The organism is Pseudomonas sp. PGPR40, from assembly GCF_022014505.1.
GTDB lineage: Bacteria > Pseudomonadota > Gammaproteobacteria > Pseudomonadales > Pseudomonadaceae > Aquipseudomonas.
Genome location: NZ_JAKLSP010000020.1, coordinates 1 through 16,127, shown reverse-complemented (window position 1 = coordinate 16,127; position 16,127 = coordinate 1). Strand labels below are relative to the sequence as shown.

Annotated in this window: 13 protein-coding genes and 4 tRNA genes; all 17 read right to left on the bottom strand. The window is 55.1% G+C overall.

Annotated elements, in window-relative coordinates; genetic code table 11:
* Positions 1-24: 24 nt before the first annotated feature.
* The 17 genes from rpsG to birA all read right to left on the bottom strand — a co-directional run bounded on the left by rpsG (position 25) and on the right by birA (position 15,925).
* Complete coding sequence (rpsG, locus tag MEB48_RS17710) at positions 25-495, bottom strand: 30S ribosomal protein S7 (protein ID WP_002555493.1); 471 nt, start codon at positions 493-495, stop codon at positions 25-27.
* A gap of 119 nt (positions 496-614) precedes the next feature.
* A complete protein-coding gene (gene rpsL, locus MEB48_RS17705; protein WP_003186084.1) occupies positions 615-986 on the bottom strand; it encodes a 30S ribosomal protein S12 in 372 nt (123 codons plus the stop codon).
* 216 nt (positions 987-1,202) lie between these two features.
* Entirely contained in the window at positions 1,203-5,402 is a 4,200-nt protein-coding gene (gene rpoC, locus MEB48_RS17700) for a DNA-directed RNA polymerase subunit beta' (RefSeq protein WP_017341073.1), read from the bottom strand.
* 64 nt (positions 5,403-5,466) lie between these two features.
* Positions 5,467-9,540, bottom strand: coding sequence for a DNA-directed RNA polymerase subunit beta (gene rpoB, locus MEB48_RS17695; RefSeq protein ID WP_237885331.1), 4,074 nt, complete (start codon positions 9,538-9,540; stop codon positions 5,467-5,469).
* Positions 9,541-9,760: 220 nt separating this feature from the next.
* Complete coding sequence (gene rplL, locus MEB48_RS17690) at positions 9,761-10,126, bottom strand: 50S ribosomal protein L7/L12 (RefSeq protein ID WP_095054551.1); 366 nt, start codon at positions 10,124-10,126, stop codon at positions 9,761-9,763.
* 75 nt (positions 10,127-10,201) lie between these two features.
* Positions 10,202-10,702 carry a 50S ribosomal protein L10 gene (rplJ, locus tag MEB48_RS17685; protein ID WP_095054550.1) on the bottom strand — a complete coding sequence of 167 codons (501 nt, stop codon included), beginning with the start codon at positions 10,700-10,702 and terminating at the stop codon, positions 10,202-10,204.
* 198 nt (positions 10,703-10,900) lie between these two features.
* Positions 10,901-11,596, bottom strand: coding sequence for a 50S ribosomal protein L1 (gene rplA / locus MEB48_RS17680; RefSeq protein ID WP_003186095.1), 696 nt, complete (start codon positions 11,594-11,596; stop codon positions 10,901-10,903).
* On the bottom strand, positions 11,596-12,027 hold the full coding sequence (gene rplK, locus MEB48_RS17675) for a 50S ribosomal protein L11 (RefSeq protein ID WP_007933726.1): 432 nt from the start codon (positions 12,025-12,027) through the stop codon (positions 11,596-11,598). Before rplK ends, rplA begins: the two co-directional genes overlap by 1 nt.
* 117 nt (positions 12,028-12,144) lie before the next feature.
* On the bottom strand, positions 12,145-12,678 hold the full coding sequence (nusG, locus tag MEB48_RS17670) for a transcription termination/antitermination protein NusG (RefSeq protein ID WP_007933727.1): 534 nt from the start codon (positions 12,676-12,678) through the stop codon (positions 12,145-12,147).
* Between the two features lie 9 nt (positions 12,679-12,687).
* Complete coding sequence (secE, locus tag MEB48_RS17665) at positions 12,688-13,056, bottom strand: preprotein translocase subunit SecE (protein WP_030131215.1); 369 nt, start codon at positions 13,054-13,056, stop codon at positions 12,688-12,690.
* A gap of 45 nt (positions 13,057-13,101) precedes the next feature.
* Positions 13,102-13,177: transfer RNA gene (locus tag MEB48_RS17660), tRNA-Trp, on the bottom strand.
* Between the two features lie 173 nt (positions 13,178-13,350).
* Positions 13,351-13,426: transfer RNA gene (locus tag MEB48_RS17655), tRNA-Thr, on the bottom strand.
* Positions 13,427-13,452: 26 nt separating this feature from the next.
* Positions 13,453-13,526 (bottom strand) — tRNA-Gly (locus MEB48_RS17650).
* Positions 13,527-13,550: 24 nt separating this feature from the next.
* Positions 13,551-13,635 (bottom strand) — tRNA-Tyr (locus MEB48_RS17645).
* Between the two features lie 143 nt (positions 13,636-13,778).
* On the bottom strand, positions 13,779-14,219 hold the full coding sequence (locus MEB48_RS17640) for a hypothetical protein (RefSeq protein ID WP_237885330.1): 441 nt from the start codon (positions 14,217-14,219) through the stop codon (positions 13,779-13,781).
* A 7-nt stretch (positions 14,220-14,226) separates the two neighbouring features.
* Entirely contained in the window at positions 14,227-14,976 is a 750-nt protein-coding gene (locus tag MEB48_RS17635) for a pantothenate kinase (protein ID WP_237885329.1), read from the bottom strand.
* Entirely contained in the window at positions 14,966-15,925 is a 960-nt protein-coding gene (gene birA / locus MEB48_RS17630; protein WP_237885328.1) for a bifunctional biotin--[acetyl-CoA-carboxylase] ligase/biotin operon repressor BirA, read from the bottom strand. Before birA ends, MEB48_RS17635 begins: the two co-directional genes overlap by 11 nt.
* Between the last annotated feature and the right edge of the window lie 202 nt (positions 15,926-16,127).

Sequence of the window (16,127 nt, the reverse complement as noted above, 5' to 3'; positions counted from 1 at the left end):
CTCGCAAAATTAGTGACGCTAAAATTAGAAGCGGTAGTGCGAGAAAGCCTTGTTGGCTTCAGCCATACGGTGCACGTCTTCACGCTTCTTAACTGCAGCACCTTTGCCTTCGGCAGCATCCAACAGTTCGCCAGCCAAACGCAGAGCCATAGACTTCTCGCCGCGCTTGCGAGCGAAGTCTACCAACCAGCGCATTGCCAGAGCGTTACGACGGGACGGACGAACTTCGACCGGAACCTGGTAAGTAGCACCGCCTACACGGCGCGACTTTACTTCGACCAGCGGAGCGATGGCGTCGAGAGCTTTCTCGAAGATTTCCAGGGGATCGCTGTTCTTGCGTTCTTTAACCTTTTCCAGCGCGCCATAAACGATACGCTCGGCAACGGCTTTCTTGCCGCTTTCCATTACGTGGTTCATGAACTTGGCCAGGATCTGGCTGCCGTATTTTGGATCGTCAAGCACTTCGCGCTTGGCTGCTACGCGTCTTCTTGGCATGGATAAGCCCTCAAACGGTCTTCAGGTTCGCTCGGAATCGGTGCCCTTCACGGGACGCCTCCGACCTTACTCTTATCGACTCAGAAAAATAGAAATCAGTTTTTTGCAGCAAGCGGCTATTACTTCGGACGCTTGGTACCGTACTTCGAACGACCCTGGTTACGACCTTTAACGCCGGAAGTATCCAAAGAACCGCGTACGGTGTGGTAACGAACACCTGGCAAGTCTTTTACACGACCGCCGCGGATCAGTACCACGCTGTGCTCTTGCAGGTTGTGGCCTTCACCGCCGATGTACGAGGAAACCTCGAAACCGTTGGTCAGACGCACACGGCATACTTTACGCAGTGCCGAGTTAGGTTTTTTCGGCGTGGTGGTATACACACGGGTGCATACGCCACGACGTTGCGGGCAGTTCTGCAGCGCAGGCACGTCGGATTTCTCGACGATACGCTTACGCGGCTGACGTACCAGCTGGTTGATAGTTGCCATCTACTAGCTCCACTGTTGTCTTGCGACGCTATTGTCTTGCAAGAAAAGCAAAATGGCAGGAACGAATTCCCGCCAAATTTAGGGGTACAAGAGTCTAAAGAGGATCTTGCCCCCAGTCAAGGCAAGGCCCCGACCTCCCCGCTCATCCAACCTCGACAAATTGTCTCGATTCGATGAACGGAACGGCCAGGGCCCTACGCTCATTTATCGCAGAACTCAGTTACCGCTCGAGTTCAGCGCTTCGGTCAGTGCAGCTTCCACTTCACTGGCGCTTACGCGCAACGGTTTGTCAGCATCACGGCGGCGCTTGCGCTCGCTGTGATAAGCCAGACCGGTACCTGCCGGGATCAAACGACCCACGACTACGTTTTCTTTCAGGCCGCGCAGGTAATCGCGCTTGCCGGTTACCGCCGCCTCGGTCAGTACGCGAGTGGTTTCCTGGAAGGAAGCCGCCGAGATGAACGATTCGGTGGACAACGACGCCTTGGTGATACCCAGCAGTACGCGAGTGAACTTGGAAACGAATTTCTCGTCGCCAGCCAGACGCTCGTTCTCTACCAGAACGTGAGTCAATTCCATCTGGTCGCCCTTGATGAAACTGGAATCGCCGGATTCAGCGATTTCAACTTTACGCAGCATCTGACGCAGGATGGTCTCAATGTGCTTATCGTTGATCTTCACGCCTTGCAGACGGTAAACGTCCTGGATCTCGTTCACGATGTACTTGGCCAGCGCACTCACACCCAGCAGACGCAGGATGTCGTGTGGATCGCTCGGGCCGTCGGAGATAACTTCGCCGCGGTTTACCTGTTCGCCTTCGAAGACGTTCAGGTGACGCCACTTCGGAATCAGCTCTTCGTACGGATCGCTACCGTCGTTCGGGGTGATAACCAGACGGCGCTTGCCTTTGGTCTCTTTACCGAACGCGATGGTGCCGCTGACTTCAGCCAGAATCGAGGCTTCTTTCGGACGACGGGCTTCGAACAAGTCGGCAACACGCGGCAGACCACCGGTGATGTCACGGGTCTTCGAAGTCTCTTGCGGGATACGAGCGATAACATCACCGATCGCGATTTTCGCACCGTCCGCTACACCGACCAGGGCGTTAGCAGGCAGGAAGTACTGAGCGATTACGTCGGTACCCGGCAGCAAGAGATCCTTGCCGTTGTCATCAACCATCTTCACAGCAGGACGGATATCTTTACCGGCAGCTGGACGGTCTTTGGCGTCGAGTACTTCAATGTTGGTCATACCGGTCAATTCGTCAGTCTGACGCTTGATCGTGATGCCTTCTTCCATGCCCACGTAGGTCACGGTACCTTTCATTTCGGTAACGATTGGGTGAGTGTGCGGATCCCACTTGGCCACGATTGCGCCAGCGTCGACCTTGTCACCTTCTTTAACCGAAATCACAGCACCGTACGGCAGCTTGTAACGCTCGCGCTCACGACCGAAGTCATCAGCGATGGCCAGCTCACCGGAACGGGACACAGCAACCAGGCAACCATCCACTCGCTCAACGTGCTTCAGGTTATGCAGACGGACGGTACCGCCATTCTTCACCTGAACGCTGTCGGCCGCGGAGGTCCGGCTTGCCGCACCACCGATGTGGAACGTACGCATGGTCAGCTGGGTACCCGGCTCACCGATGGACTGGGCAGCGATAACGCCGACCGCTTCACCGATGTTCACCTGGTGACCACGAGCCAAGTCACGGCCGTAGCATTTGGCGCAAATGCCGTAGCGGGTTTCGCAGCTGATCGGCGAACGCACGATCACTTCATCGATGCTGTTCAGCTCGATGAACTCGACCCACTTCTCGTCTACCAGAGTGCCGGCAGGAACAATAACTTCCTCGGTACCTGGCTTGAATACGTCACGGGCAATGACACGACCCAATACGCGTTCACCCAACGGCTCAACAACGTCACCGCCTTCAATGTGCGGAGTCATTACCAGGCCATGTTCGGTGCCGCAATCGATCTCGGTCACAACCAGATCCTGCGCCACGTCTACCAGACGACGAGTCAGGTAACCGGAGTTCGCAGTTTTCAACGCGGTATCCGCCAAACCTTTACGAGCACCGTGAGTGGAGATGAAGTACTGAAGTACGCTCAAACCTTCACGGAAGTTCGCAGTAATTGGCGTTTCGATGATGGAACCGTCCGGCTTGGCCATCAGGCCACGCATACCGGCGAGCTGACGGATCTGCGCAGCAGAACCCCGTGCGCCCGAGTCGGCCATCATGTACATCGAGTTGAAAGACTCTTGGTCGACTTCGACGCCATGACGGTCGATGACTTTCTCTTTCGAGAGGTTGGCCATCATCGCCTTGGAAACTTCGTCGTTCGCCTTGGACCAAAGGTCGATCACTTTGTTGTACTTCTCGCCCTGGGTTACCAGGCCGGAGGCGTACTGACTTTCGATCTCTTTCACTTCGTCGGTGGCTGCACCGATGATGCGGGCTTTTTCATCCGGGATAACGAAGTCGTTAACACCGATGGAAACGCCGGAGATGGTCGAATAAGCAAAACCGGTGTACATCAACTGGTCAGCGAAGATCACGGTCTCTTTCAAACCAACCACGCGGTAGCATTGGTTGATCAGCTTGGAGATCGCCTTTTTCTTCATCGGCTGGTTGACGACGTCATACGACAGGCCAGGTGGAACAACCTGGAACAACAGCGCACGGCCGACAGTGGTGTCGACAATACGGGTGTTCTTGACGCTGCCACCATCACGATCGTTGACGGTTTCGTTGATCCGCACTTTGACCTTGGCGTGCAGTGCGGCTTCGCCGGCACGGAACACACGGTCAACTTCCTGCAGATCCGCGAACACACGACCTTCGCCCTTGGCGTTGATCGCTTCACGCGTCATGTAGTACAGACCCAATACAACGTCCTGCGACGGAACGATGATTGGCTCACCGTTGGCTGGCGACAGAATGTTGTTGGTCGACATCATCAACGCACGCGCTTCCAACTGGGCTTCCAGTGTCAGCGGTACATGCACGGCCATTTGGTCGCCGTCGAAGTCGGCGTTGTACGCGGCGCAGACCAGAGGGTGCAGCTGGATAGCCTTACCTTCGATCAGTACCGGTTCAAACGCCTGGATACCCAGACGGTGAAGGGTCGGTGCACGGTTGAGGAGAACCGGGTGTTCGCGAATCACTTCAGCGAGAACGTCCCAAACCTCTGGCAGCTCGCGCTCGACCATCTTCTTGGCAGCTTTGATGGTGGTAGCAAGACCACGCATTTCCAGCTTGCCGAAAATGAACGGCTTGAACAGCTCGAGAGCCATTTTCTTCGGCAGACCGCACTGGTGCAGACGCAGGGTCGGACCTACGGTAATTACCGAACGGCCGGAGTAGTCAACACGCTTACCGAGCAAGTTCTGACGGAAACGACCCTGCTTACCCTTGATCATGTCAGCCAGGGATTTCAGAGGACGCTTGTTGGAACCGGTGATAGCGCGGCCACGACGACCGTTATCGAGCAGTGCGTCGACAGCTTCCTGCAACATACGCTTTTCGTTGCGCACGATGATGTCCGGAGCGGACAGATCGAGCAGACGCTTCAAGCGGTTGTTACGGTTGATCACTCGACGATACAGATCGTTGAGGTCGGAAGTCGCGAAGCGACCGCCATCCAGCGGGACCAGTGGACGCAGATCTGGCGGCAGAACCGGCAGAACGGTCAGCACCATCCACTCTGGCAGGTTGCCGGAACCCTGGAAGGCTTCCATCAACTTCAGACGCTTGGACAGCTTCTTGATCTTGGTTTCGGAGTTGGTTTGCGGAATTTCTTCACGCAGGCGGCCAATCTCGTGTTCCAGGTCGATAGCGTGCAGCAGTTCGCGGACAGCTTCGGCACCCATGCGGGCATCGAAATCGTCGCCGAACTCTTCCAGCGCTTCGAAATATTGTTCGTCGTTGAGCAGCTGACCTTTTTCAAGGGTGGTCATGCCTGGATCGATAACGACATAGCTCTCGAAGTAGAGAACGCGTTCGATATCACGCAGGGTCATATCCATCAGCAAGCCGATACGCGACGGCAGCGATTTCAGGAACCAGATGTGGGCAACCGGCGAGGCCAGTTCGATGTGCGCCATGCGCTCACGACGAACTTTTGCCAGCGCAACTTCAACGCCGCACTTCTCGCAGATCACACCACGGTGCTTCAAGCGCTTGTACTTACCGCACAGGCACTCGTAATCCTTTACCGGGCCAAAGATCTTGGCGCAGAACAGGCCGTCACGCTCAGGTTTGAACGTACGGTAGTTAATGGTTTCCGGCTTTTTAACTTCACCGAACGACCACGAACGGATCATCTCAGGCGATGCCAATCCAATACGGATGGCGTCGAACTCTTCGACTTGACCCTGGTTTTTCAGCAAATTCAGTAGGTCTTTCAAGGCCTTTCCTCCTGGCGGAGCAGAGAGCGGGCAATCCTGCCCCGCTCTCGATTCGCGTCACGTGTTATTCGGTTTCCAGATCGATATCGATGCCGAGGGAACGAATTTCTTTGATCAACACGTTGAAGGACTCGGGCATGCCCGGCTCCATACGGTGATCGCCGTCCACGATGTTTTTGTACATCTTGGTCCGACCGTTCACATCGTCCGACTTCACTGTGAGCATTTCTTGCAGAGTGTAAGCGGCACCGTATGCTTCCAGTGCCCAGACCTCCATCTCCCCGAAACGCTGACCACCGAACTGCGCCTTACCACCCAGCGGCTGCTGGGTAACCAGGCTGTACGAACCGGTAGAACGAGCGTGCATCTTGTCGTCTACCAAGTGGTTCAGCTTCAGCATGTACATGTAGCCAACAGTAACCGGGCGCTCGAACTTGTTGCCGGTACGGCCGTCGGTCAGCTGCATCTGGCCGCTTTCTGGCAGGTCTGCCAGTTTCAGCATGGCCTTGATTTCGCTTTCCTTGGCGCCGTCGAACACTGGAGTGGCCATTGGTACGCCGCCACGCAGGTTCTTCGCCAGATCCAGGATTTCCTGGTCGGAGAAACTATCCAGATCTTCGTTACGACCGCCGATCTGGTTGTAGATCTCGTCCAGGAAGGTGCGAAGTTCAGCAACTTTACGTTGCTCTTCTACCATCCGGTTGATCTTCTCGCCCAGACCTTTGGCCGCGAGGCCCAGGTGGGTTTCAAGGATCTGACCAACGTTCATACGCGAAGGTACGCCCAACGGGTTGAGGACGACGTCGACCGGGGTGCCATTGGCATCGTGCGGCATGTCTTCAACCGGCATGATCACGGAGACCACACCTTTGTTACCGTGACGACCGGCCATCTTGTCGCCCGGCTGGATGCGACGACGGATTGCCAGGTAAACCTTGACGATTTTCAGCACGCCTGGAGCCAGGTCATCGCCCTGCTGCAGTTTGCGCTTCTTGTCTTCGAACTTGTCGTCCAGCAGACGGCGGCGATCAACGATGTAGGCCTGAGCCTTCTCGAGCTGCTCGTTCAGAGCATCTTCAGCCATGCGCAGTTTGAACCACTGACCATGCTCAAGACCGTCGAGAATTTCGTCGGTGATATCCTGACCTTTCTTCAGACCGGCGCCGCCTTCGGCTTTGTGGCCGACCAGAGCGGAACGCAGACGTTCAAAAGTGGCGCCTTCAACGATACGGAACTCTTCGTTCAGATCCTTGCGGATTTCGTCGAGTTGAGTCTTCTCGATCGACAGTGCACGAGCATCACGCTCAACGCCATCGCGGGTGAAGACCTGTACGTCGATGACAGTACCCTTGGTGCCGGTAGGCACACGCAGGGAGGTGTCTTTAACGTCGCTGGCTTTTTCACCGAAGATCGCACGCAACAGCTTCTCTTCTGGAGTCAGTTGAGTCTCGCCTTTCGGAGTGACCTTACCGACCAGAATGTCGCCTGCGCCAACTTCAGCACCTACGTAAACGATACCGGCCTCGTCCAGCTTGTTCAGTGCAGCTTCACCCACGTTCGGGATGTCTGCAGTGATTTCCTCTGGCCCAAGCTTGGTGTCACGCGCCACACAGGTCAGTTCCTGAATGTGGATCGTGGTGAAACGGTCTTCCTGAACCACACGCTCGGACAGGCAGATGGAGTCTTCGAAGTTGAAGCCGTTCCATGCCATGAACGCGATACGCATGTTCTGACCCAGAGCCAGTTCACCCATATCGGTGGACGGACCGTCGGCCATGATGTCGCTGCGCTGAACCCGATCACCCTTGCTCACCAGCGGACGCTGGTTGATGCAGGTGTTCTGGTTGGAGCGGGTGTACTTGGTCAGGTTGTAGATGTCGACACCAGCTTCGCCGGTTTCAACTTCATCATCAGCAACACGAACCACGATACGGCTGGCGTCGACGGAATCGATCACGCCGCCACGACGAGCCACGACGCAAACGCCGGAGTCACGGGCTACGTTACGCTCCATGCCGGTACCGACCAGCGGCTTGTCAGCGCGCAGGGTTGGTACAGCTTGACGCTGCATGTTCGAACCCATCAACGCACGGTTGGCGTCGTCGTGCTCGAGGAACGGGATCAGCGACGCTGCAACCGAAACTACCTGCTTCGGCGATACGTCCATCAAGGTGACGTCTTCCGGCGCCTTGACGGTGAACTCGTTCAAGTGACGAACAGCTACCAGCTCGTCGATCAGGACTTTCTTGTCGTTCATCGTGGCCGAAGCCTGGGCGATCACGTGATCAGCTTCTTCGATGGCGGACAGGAACACGATCTCGTCGGTGACCAGAGCGTCTTTCACCACACGGTACGGGCTCTCGAGGAAGCCGTACTGGTTGGTGCGCGCATAGGCAGCCAAGGAGTTGATCAGACCGATGTTCGGACCTTCCGGCGTTTCAATCGGGCATACACGACCGTAGTGAGTCGGGTGTACGTCACGAACTTCAAAGCCAGCACGCTCACGAGTCAAACCGCCAGGGCCGAGTGCAGAAACACGACGCTTGTGGGTGATCTCGGACAGCGGGTTGTTCTGGTCCATGAACTGGGAAAGCTGGCTGGAACCGAAGAACTCTTTCACCGCCGCAGCCACTGGCTTGGCGTTGATCAGGTCTTGCGGCATCAGGCCTTCGCTTTCAGCCATCGACAGACGCTCTTTGACCGCACGCTCAACACGTACGAGGCCAACGCGGAACTGGTTCTCGGCCATTTCGCCTACGCAGCGAACACGACGGTTACCCAGGTGGTCGATGTCATCGACGATGCCTTTACCGTTACGGATGTCGACCAGAGTCTTCAGTACCGCGACGATGTCTTCCTTGCACAGCACGCCCGAACCTTCGATCTCGGTACGACCGATACGACGGTTGAACTTCATCCGGCCGACCGCAGACAGGTCATAGCGCTCAGGGCTGAAGAACAGGTTGTTGAACAGAGTCTCGGCAGCATCCTTGGTTGGCGGCTCGCCTGGACGCATCATGCGATAGATCTCGACCAGCGCTTCCAATTGGTTGCTGGTGGAATCGATCTTCAGAGTGTCGGAGACGAACGGACCGCAGTCGATATCGTTGGTGTACAGAGTTTCGATGCGAACAACCTGGGCCTTGGCGATTTTTGCCAGGATCTCGGTGTTCAGCTCGGTGTTGCACTCTGCCAGGATTTCGCCGGTTGCCGGATGCACGATGGCCTTGGCAGTAGTGCGGCCCAGGACGTAGTCCAGAGGCACTTCCAGGGTCTTCAGACCGGCTTTCTCGATCTGATTGATGTGGCGCGCAGTAATACGGCGACCAGCCTCAACGATGACCTTGCCCTTCTCGTCCTGAATATCCAGAACAGCGATTTCACCACGCAGACGCGAAGCAATCAGTTCCAGACTGAGGGTTTCGCCGCTCAGGTGGAAAACGTTGGTGGTGTAGAACGCGTCGAGCACTTCTTCAGTGGTATAGCCCAACGCACGCAGCAGTACCGATGCAGGCAGCTTGCGACGACGGTCGATACGCACGAATACGCAGTCTTTCGGGTCGAACTCGAAGTCCAGCCACGAACCGCGGTAAGGGATGATGCGCGCGGAGTACAGCAGTTTGCCGGAGCTGTGCGTCTTGCCGCGGTCGTGGTCGAAGAACACGCCCGGGGAACGGTGCAGCTGGGAGACGATTACACGCTCGGTACCGTTGATTACGAAGGTACCGTTTTCAGTCATCAGGGGAATTTCACCCATGTAGACTTCTTGCTCTTTGATGTCCTTGATCGCTTTGTTCGACGATTCTTTGTCGAAAATGATCAGGCGCACTTTTACCCGCAAAGGTACGGCGTAAGTTACACCGCGCAATACGCATTCTTTGACATCAAATGCCGGTTCGCCCAGGCGATAACCGACGTACTCCAGCGCAGCATTGCCGGAGTAGCTGATGATCGGGAAAACGGATTTGAAGGCCGCATGCAGGCCCACGTCGCGGAACTGATCTTTAGTCGCTCCCGCCTGCAAGAATTCACGATACGAATCCAGCTGGATTGCCAGGAGATACGGCACATCCATGACGTCCGGCAACTTGCTAAAGTCCTTGCGGATACGTTTTTTCTCAGTATATGAGTAAGCCATCAGCGTTCCCCAGCTTGGTCACCTGCTTGTTTGGCCCCTCCCGACGGGAGCAGCCAGAAAATCGTGCAAACCCCATGGTTTGCGCCACCGCATCGGGTGGTTACAGCTCGTTACCAGCACCGACCCAGTCGGCTGCCAATAACGGAAAAAGGCCGGTGGCAAGAGCCACCAGCCATCAGCCTTTCGCTTAACGCTCGGGCTGGAGGTGCAAAGTCGATGCTTACTTCAGCTCGACTTTAGCGCCTGCTTCTTCCAGAGTTGCTTTGGCTTTGTCAGCTGCGTCTTTCGAAACAGCTTCCAGAACCATGGCAGGAGCGCCGTCAACTACAGCCTTGGCTTCTTTCAGGCCCAGACCGGTCAGTTCACGTACTGCCTTGATCACGTTAACTTTCTTCTCGCCAGCTTCGGTCAGCATGACGTTGAATTCAGTTTGCTCTTCAACAACGGCGGCAGCAGCAGCTGGACCAGCCGATGCAGCAGCAGCGGTAACGCCGAATTTTTCTTCGAAAGCTTTGATCAGCTCAACAACTTCCATTACGGACATGTTGCCAACTGCTTCAAGGATATCGTTCTGAGAGATAGACATGAATCTAATTCCTGATATTGGGGACGGCCTACGCGACCATCGAAAAAAACAAAAAACGCGAGAAGTTGACGAGCCTTAGGCTGCAGCAGCTTCTTTCTGGTCGCGAATTGCCGCCAGAGTACGAGCCAATTTGCTGGTAGCGCCTTGAATCACGCTCATCAGCTGAGAAATTGCTTCGTCACGGGTCGGCAGAGTTGCCAGTACGTCGATTTGGTTAGCTGCGAGGTACTTGCCCTCGAACGCAGCTGCCTTGATCTCGAACTTGTCCTGACCCTTTGCGAACTCTTTGAAAATCCGGGCAGCAGCGCCTGGATGTTCCTTGGAGAAGGCAATCAGGGTAGGGCCAGTGAACACGTCGTTGAGAACACTGAATTCAGTGTCAGCAACAGCGCGCTTGAGCAGGGTATTACGCACAACACGTACGTAAACGCCAGCTTCACGAGCCTCTTTACGGAGTCCGGTCATCGCGCCTACTGTTACGCCACGGGCATCAGCCACGACAGCGGACAGAGCGACTTTGGCAGCCTCGTTGACTTCAGCGACGATGGCCTTCTTGTCTTCGAGTTTAATTGCCACGGGTTTAACTCCTGCTTGTTACCGTTTCATCTGGCCGGAGCCGGATGTCGTTTTGGTGTCTGATTCGGTAAGGAACCGGGAGCACCATCTGCGTAGGCTTGTGGTTTAAGACTTGCGTCGCCTACGGTCTTGGATAGCCCCCGCCAGGCAGGGACCCCAATTTTTCAATTGGCGCAATCGCTTGCGCCAATTTGTGTCTTACGCGTCGAGCGAGCTTTGGTCGATGACCAGACCTGGGCCCATAGTGGTGCTCAGGGTAACGCGCTTGACGTAAATGCCTTTCGAGGAAGCTGGCTTGATACGCTTCAGATCAGCGATCAGGGCTTCAACGTTTTCCTTCAGCTTGACGGCGTCGAAGCCGATCTTGCCAACGGAAGTGTGGATGATGCCGTTTTTGTCGGTGCGATAACGAACCTGACCAGCCTTGGCGTTTTTAACCGCGGTAGCTACGTCTGGAGTTACAGTGCCGACTTTAGGGTTAGGCATCAGACCACGTGGACCGAGGATCTGACCCAACTGACCAACAACGCGCATGGCATCCGGGGATGCGATAACTACGTCATAGTTCAGGTCGCCGCCTTTCATTTCAGCAGCCAGGTCGTCCATACCTACACGGTCAGCGCCGGCAGCCAGAGCAGCCTCGGCAGCTGGACCCTGGGTGAACACAGCAACGCGAACGGTCTTGCCAGTGCCATGTGGCAGCACAGTAGCGCTACGAACGACCTGGTCGGATTTACGCGGGTCAACACCCAGGTTCACAGCAACGTCGAACGACTCGCTGAACTTGACAGTCGACAGCTCGGCCAGCAGAGCAGCAGCATCTACAAAGTTGTAGGCCTTGCCTGCTTCGATTTTGCCGGCGATAGCCTTTTGACGCTTGGTCAACTTAGCCATTACACACCCTCCACGTTAAGGCCCATGCTACGAGCAGAACCGGCGATGGTACGCACGGCTGCTTCCATATCAGCTGCAGTCAGATCCGCGTTTTTGGTTTTCGCGATTTCTTCCAGCTGAGCACGGGTCACAGTGCCAACCTTAACGGTGTTCGGACGAGCGGAACCGCTAGTCAGACCGGCCGCCTTCTTCAGCAGAACCGAAGCAGGGGTGGATTTGGTTTCGAAAGTGAAGCTACGGTCGCTGTAGACAGTGATGATCACTGGAGTCGGCAGACCTGGCTCAAGACCCTGAGTACGGGCGTTGAAAGCCTTGCAGAACTCCATGATGTTCACGCCGTGCTGACCCAGAGCAGGACCAACAGGTGGGCTTGGGTTAGCCTGAGCGGCCTTCACTTGCAGCTTGATGTAAGCGGTAATCTTCTTGGCCATGAGGCACTCCAATTACGGGTTCGAACGCCTCGAAAGGCTCCCCGGTTACTTGCGCGTTTATCCCAGTGACGACAAAACCCCACAGCCTAAGGCTGTGGGGTTGGGATGCTTGCTCAGCTAGACCTTTTCGACCTGACTGAACTCTAGCTCTACCGGAGTAGAGCGACCGAAAATGAGCACTGCCACTTGGATCCGGCTCTTCTCGTAGTTAACCTCTTCAACCGTGCCAGTAAAATCAGCAAACGGTCCGTCATTGACACGCACCGACTCGCCTGGCTCGAACAACGTCTTCGGCTTCGGCTTATCGCTACCATCAGCAACACGACGCAGAATCGCTTCTGCTTCTTTATCGGTGATTGGGGCTGGCTTGTCGGCGGTACCGCCAATGAAACCCATCACCCGAGGCGTATCCTTGACCAAGTGCCAAGTACCCTCGTTCATATCCATCTGCACCAGCACATAGCCTGGGAAGAATTTGCGCTCGCTTTTGCGCTTCTGGCCATTGCGCATTTCAACCACTTCTTCAGTGGGGACCAGAATCTCGCCGAAGCCATCTTCCATGCCAGCCAGCTTTACGCGCTCAATGAGCGAGCGCATTACATGCTTCTCGTAACCGGAGTAAGCATGCACAACATACCAACGCTTAGCCACGGGACACCCTTAGCCGACGATCAAAGAAACAAGCCAGCCGAGCAGGGAATCAAGCCCCCACAACAGCAACGCCATAACCAGAACAACAGCCACAACGATCAACGTGGTCTGCGTGGTTTCCTGGCGAGTTGGCCATACGACTTTACGAATCTCGGTGCGTGCCTCTTTGACAAGCACAAAGAAAGACTTGCCCTTGATTGTCTGCAGACCTACAAAGGCAGCTACAGCAGCAATCACGAGCAAAGCGAGTACGCGGTACAGGATCGGCGAAGCAGAGTAATACTGATTGCCAACAACGCCAACAACCACCAAAGCGACTACTACTAGCCACTTGAGCAGATCGAAGCGAGAGCCTTGAGCTTCAGCTTTAGGAGTCATCTATGAAGATCCTGTGAAAAGAAAGCCAGACACACCTGGTGAATCTGGCAGGTCAGGAGGGAATCGAACCCCCAACCTACGGTTTTGGAGACCGTCGCTCTGCCAATTGAGCTACTGACCTAAAACGAAATCAGGCCGACGATTATGCCGATCCGAAAAAGACTTTACAACAACTTACTCAATGACCTCGACCGCCCCACCGACACCAGAGCAAACAACCACCCTCGCGAACAGCACAGAACAACCACAAGCCATTAAAACAAAGGCAGATATTTTCATATCTGCCTTGTTATATGGAGCTCTTGAGCGGATTTGAACCGCTGACCTCACCCTTACCAAGGGTGTGCTCTACCAACTGAGCTACAAGAGCGTAACACTTTGCAAAACCTGCAAACTTGGAGCGGGTAGCGGGAATCGAACCCGCATCATCAGCTTGGAAGGCTGAGGTTCTACCACTAAACTATACCCGCGAGGCTTGCAGCTCTCGCTAAAAATGGTGGAGGGGGAAGGATTCGAACCTTCGAAGTCGTAGACGTCAGATTTACAGTCTGATCCCTTTGGCCGCTCGGGAACCCCTCCTAAGCGAGCCGGCATTCTACATCATGCCAGCCTTCTGTCAAGCATTTTTCTCATTAAAAACCTGAGCTTAGCTGCGTTGACCTCGCTTCGCACTGTCAACCGTTAAAGGTCTTCACTGCGGAGCGGGCGCCATTCTATGCAAACTATTCGATGGGTGCAACCCCCTCGCATGGCATTATTTTATGTTTTAACTCATTGAATTCTTTAGAAAGGTTTTGCAACTGCGAATCACCCAGCAAACGCCGGCTTTCCGGGGCTATGCGCACCCAGTAACCCGCATATTCGGGGAGGTCCTTCGACAGGGACTGAAACTTGATATCCATGTCATTCAATCGACGCTCGATTACCTGGGCGATTTCCTGTCGAGCAGAACCTCCCAGATAGAGACAACTGCTATCCGCCTGCGTAGATTTTCCTTTGTCTCGAGCCGTATCAGTTGCCTCGCTCAACAAACGAATATCCTGCTGCGAGCCGCGATACAAACTCAAAGGGGTTACATCTTTCGCTCGAAGCGGAGCCTCCTGTTGGTGCCAGACGTAATAGAGCACATTGAGAACAAGCAACAGCAGGAACAACCAACGCATAAAAACCTCAGGACAAGGGACAGGCCATCGCTAAACCTACAAATACCAGGTCTGGAACCACCCTGGCCTTGGGTACAATCTCAGAGACCAGATCAGCATCCCCTCCAGTCAGGAAAACTGCGAAATCTTCTCCCCAATAGCTACGCGCCAACTCTAGCTGAGTCAGGACAAACCCTCTCAACATTAGCAAACAACCTCGCTCGACCGCCTCGACGGTTGTACGCCCAGGAACGAGACTCTCCAAAGCGCGCTCGGCAGCAAGATCTCCATAACGAATTCTACGGGTATGGGTACGCAGCTGGTTGCGCATCAAAGGCATCCCCGGACAGATAAATCCTCCGAGATGCTCACCATCCCCTGCAATAAAGTCAGCCGTAACAGCCGTACCAAAATCGAACACGAGACAAGCACCCGAAGCCAGATGAAATCCTCCGAGCATTGCAAGCCAGCGATCAAGCCCTAGCCGCTCGAACTCCTCATAGCCATTTCGAACCCCGGACATTTCGCGAGCCGGCGTCGCGCACACTACGGAAACGCCGAAAACCTCGGCCAGCAGAGAAATCAGCGCACTGGTTTCTTCGGCAGTTCTGACACTGACTAAACGACAATGCATGAGAGCGAGCCCCTTGAGCCCCTTCAAACTCTCCAGCAGTGCGAGATCCGAATCAACGACCCCCTCACCAACCACCCGCCGGACATCCTTGCCGAGCACACGCCACTTGATGAAACTGTTTCCACAATCGAGCTCAAGAATCATCACGCAACCTCAGGCTGAGCTCGCCACCACTAAAGACCTTCTCCACACCATTCACCTTCAAGCGCAAGGCACCCTGACTATCGATACCCAGCACCTCACCATCTATCTGACTAACACCGGCAATTAACGACACCGCCCGCCCCTGCCATAGATGATTTTGCTCCCACTCCGCCTGGATAGCAGGAAATCCGCCGGCCTGGTGGCGATTTAAATAGGCCTGGAGCATCACCCCTAACTCCGCAACCAGATGATTGCGATCAACCGCCATACCCGACTCGAGTCGCATGGACGTCCATTGCTGATCAACCTCATCGGTCATCTGCATGTTTACATTGATTCCGACACCGATTACCACGTGACACACATCAGCAGGGTCGCCCACTAATTCGAGCAGTATTCCAGCGATCTTTTTCTGCCCCACCAGAAGATCATTCGGCCACTTCAACCCCACACCTGAAACACCAAGCTCTCGCAAGGCCTGCATTACGGCAAGCCCAACGACAAGACTCAAGCCTTCCAATTGGCGCATCCCACCATCAATGCGCAGCACCAGACTGTAATAGAGGTTTTCTGCAAACGGGCTCACCCATTTGCGTCCACGCCGTCCGCGACCGGCCGTTTGCCGTTCAGCTAGCACCAGAAATGGCGCAGGCTGACCACGCTCGATAGAGCGCAAGGCTTCAGCGTTGGTGGAGTCAATTGAATCGAAGACTAGAATGGGCCACTCACAAGAAGACGCCCGCGCGCTTATTTCCGCAGGATCAAGCAGTGTCAATGGCACAGCCAGTTGATAGCCGCGACCGCGCACTTTGTGAATGGATAAACCGAGTTCGGCTTCCAAGTGCTGAAGCTGCTTCCATACAGCGCTACGACTGACGCCCAAGGCAGCACCCAGGGCCTGACCTGAATGGAATCGACCATCCTTAAGAAGCTTTAACAACGTCAGCATGCAAGTCCCGCCTCACAATGAGGCCCGCATAATAGCCATGCCCCGGGCTGTTGCATAGAAACCCTGCAAGCGAGATTTTCCTGCGGACAAAACAAAACCCCTACCTGCAGATGCAGATAGGGGTTTCGGAATTTAATCTTGACGATGACCTACTCTCACATGGGGAAACCCCACACTACCATCGGCGATGCATCGTTTCACT

Excerpts from the sequence above, each read along its gene's own strand:
- rpsG (WP_002555493.1), bottom strand. The coding sequence starts at position 495 with ATGCCAAGAAGACGCGTAGCAGCCAAGCGCGAAGTGCTTGACGATCCA.
- rpsL (WP_003186084.1), bottom strand. The coding sequence starts at position 986 with ATGGCAACTATCAACCAGCTGGTACGTCAGCCGCGTAAGCGTATCGTC.
- rpoB (WP_237885331.1), bottom strand. The coding sequence starts at position 9,540 with ATGGCTTACTCATATACTGAGAAAAAACGTATCCGCAAGGACTTTAGC.
- rplL (WP_095054551.1), bottom strand. The coding sequence starts at position 10,126 with ATGTCTATCTCTCAGAACGATATCCTTGAAGCAGTTGGCAACATGTCC.
- rplA (WP_003186095.1), bottom strand. The coding sequence starts at position 11,596 with ATGGCTAAGTTGACCAAGCGTCAAAAGGCTATCGCCGGCAAAATCGAA.
- rplK (WP_007933726.1), bottom strand. The coding sequence starts at position 12,027 with ATGGCCAAGAAGATTACCGCTTACATCAAGCTGCAAGTGAAGGCCGCT.
- secE (WP_030131215.1), bottom strand. The coding sequence starts at position 13,056 with ATGACTCCTAAAGCTGAAGCTCAAGGCTCTCGCTTCGATCTGCTCAAG.
- MEB48_RS17640 (WP_237885330.1), bottom strand. The coding sequence starts at position 14,219 with ATGCGTTGGTTGTTCCTGCTGTTGCTTGTTCTCAATGTGCTCTATTAC.
- MEB48_RS17635 (WP_237885329.1), bottom strand. The coding sequence starts at position 14,976 with ATGATTCTTGAGCTCGATTGTGGAAACAGTTTCATCAAGTGGCGTGTG.
- birA (WP_237885328.1), bottom strand. The coding sequence starts at position 15,925 with ATGCTGACGTTGTTAAAGCTTCTTAAGGATGGTCGATTCCATTCAGGT.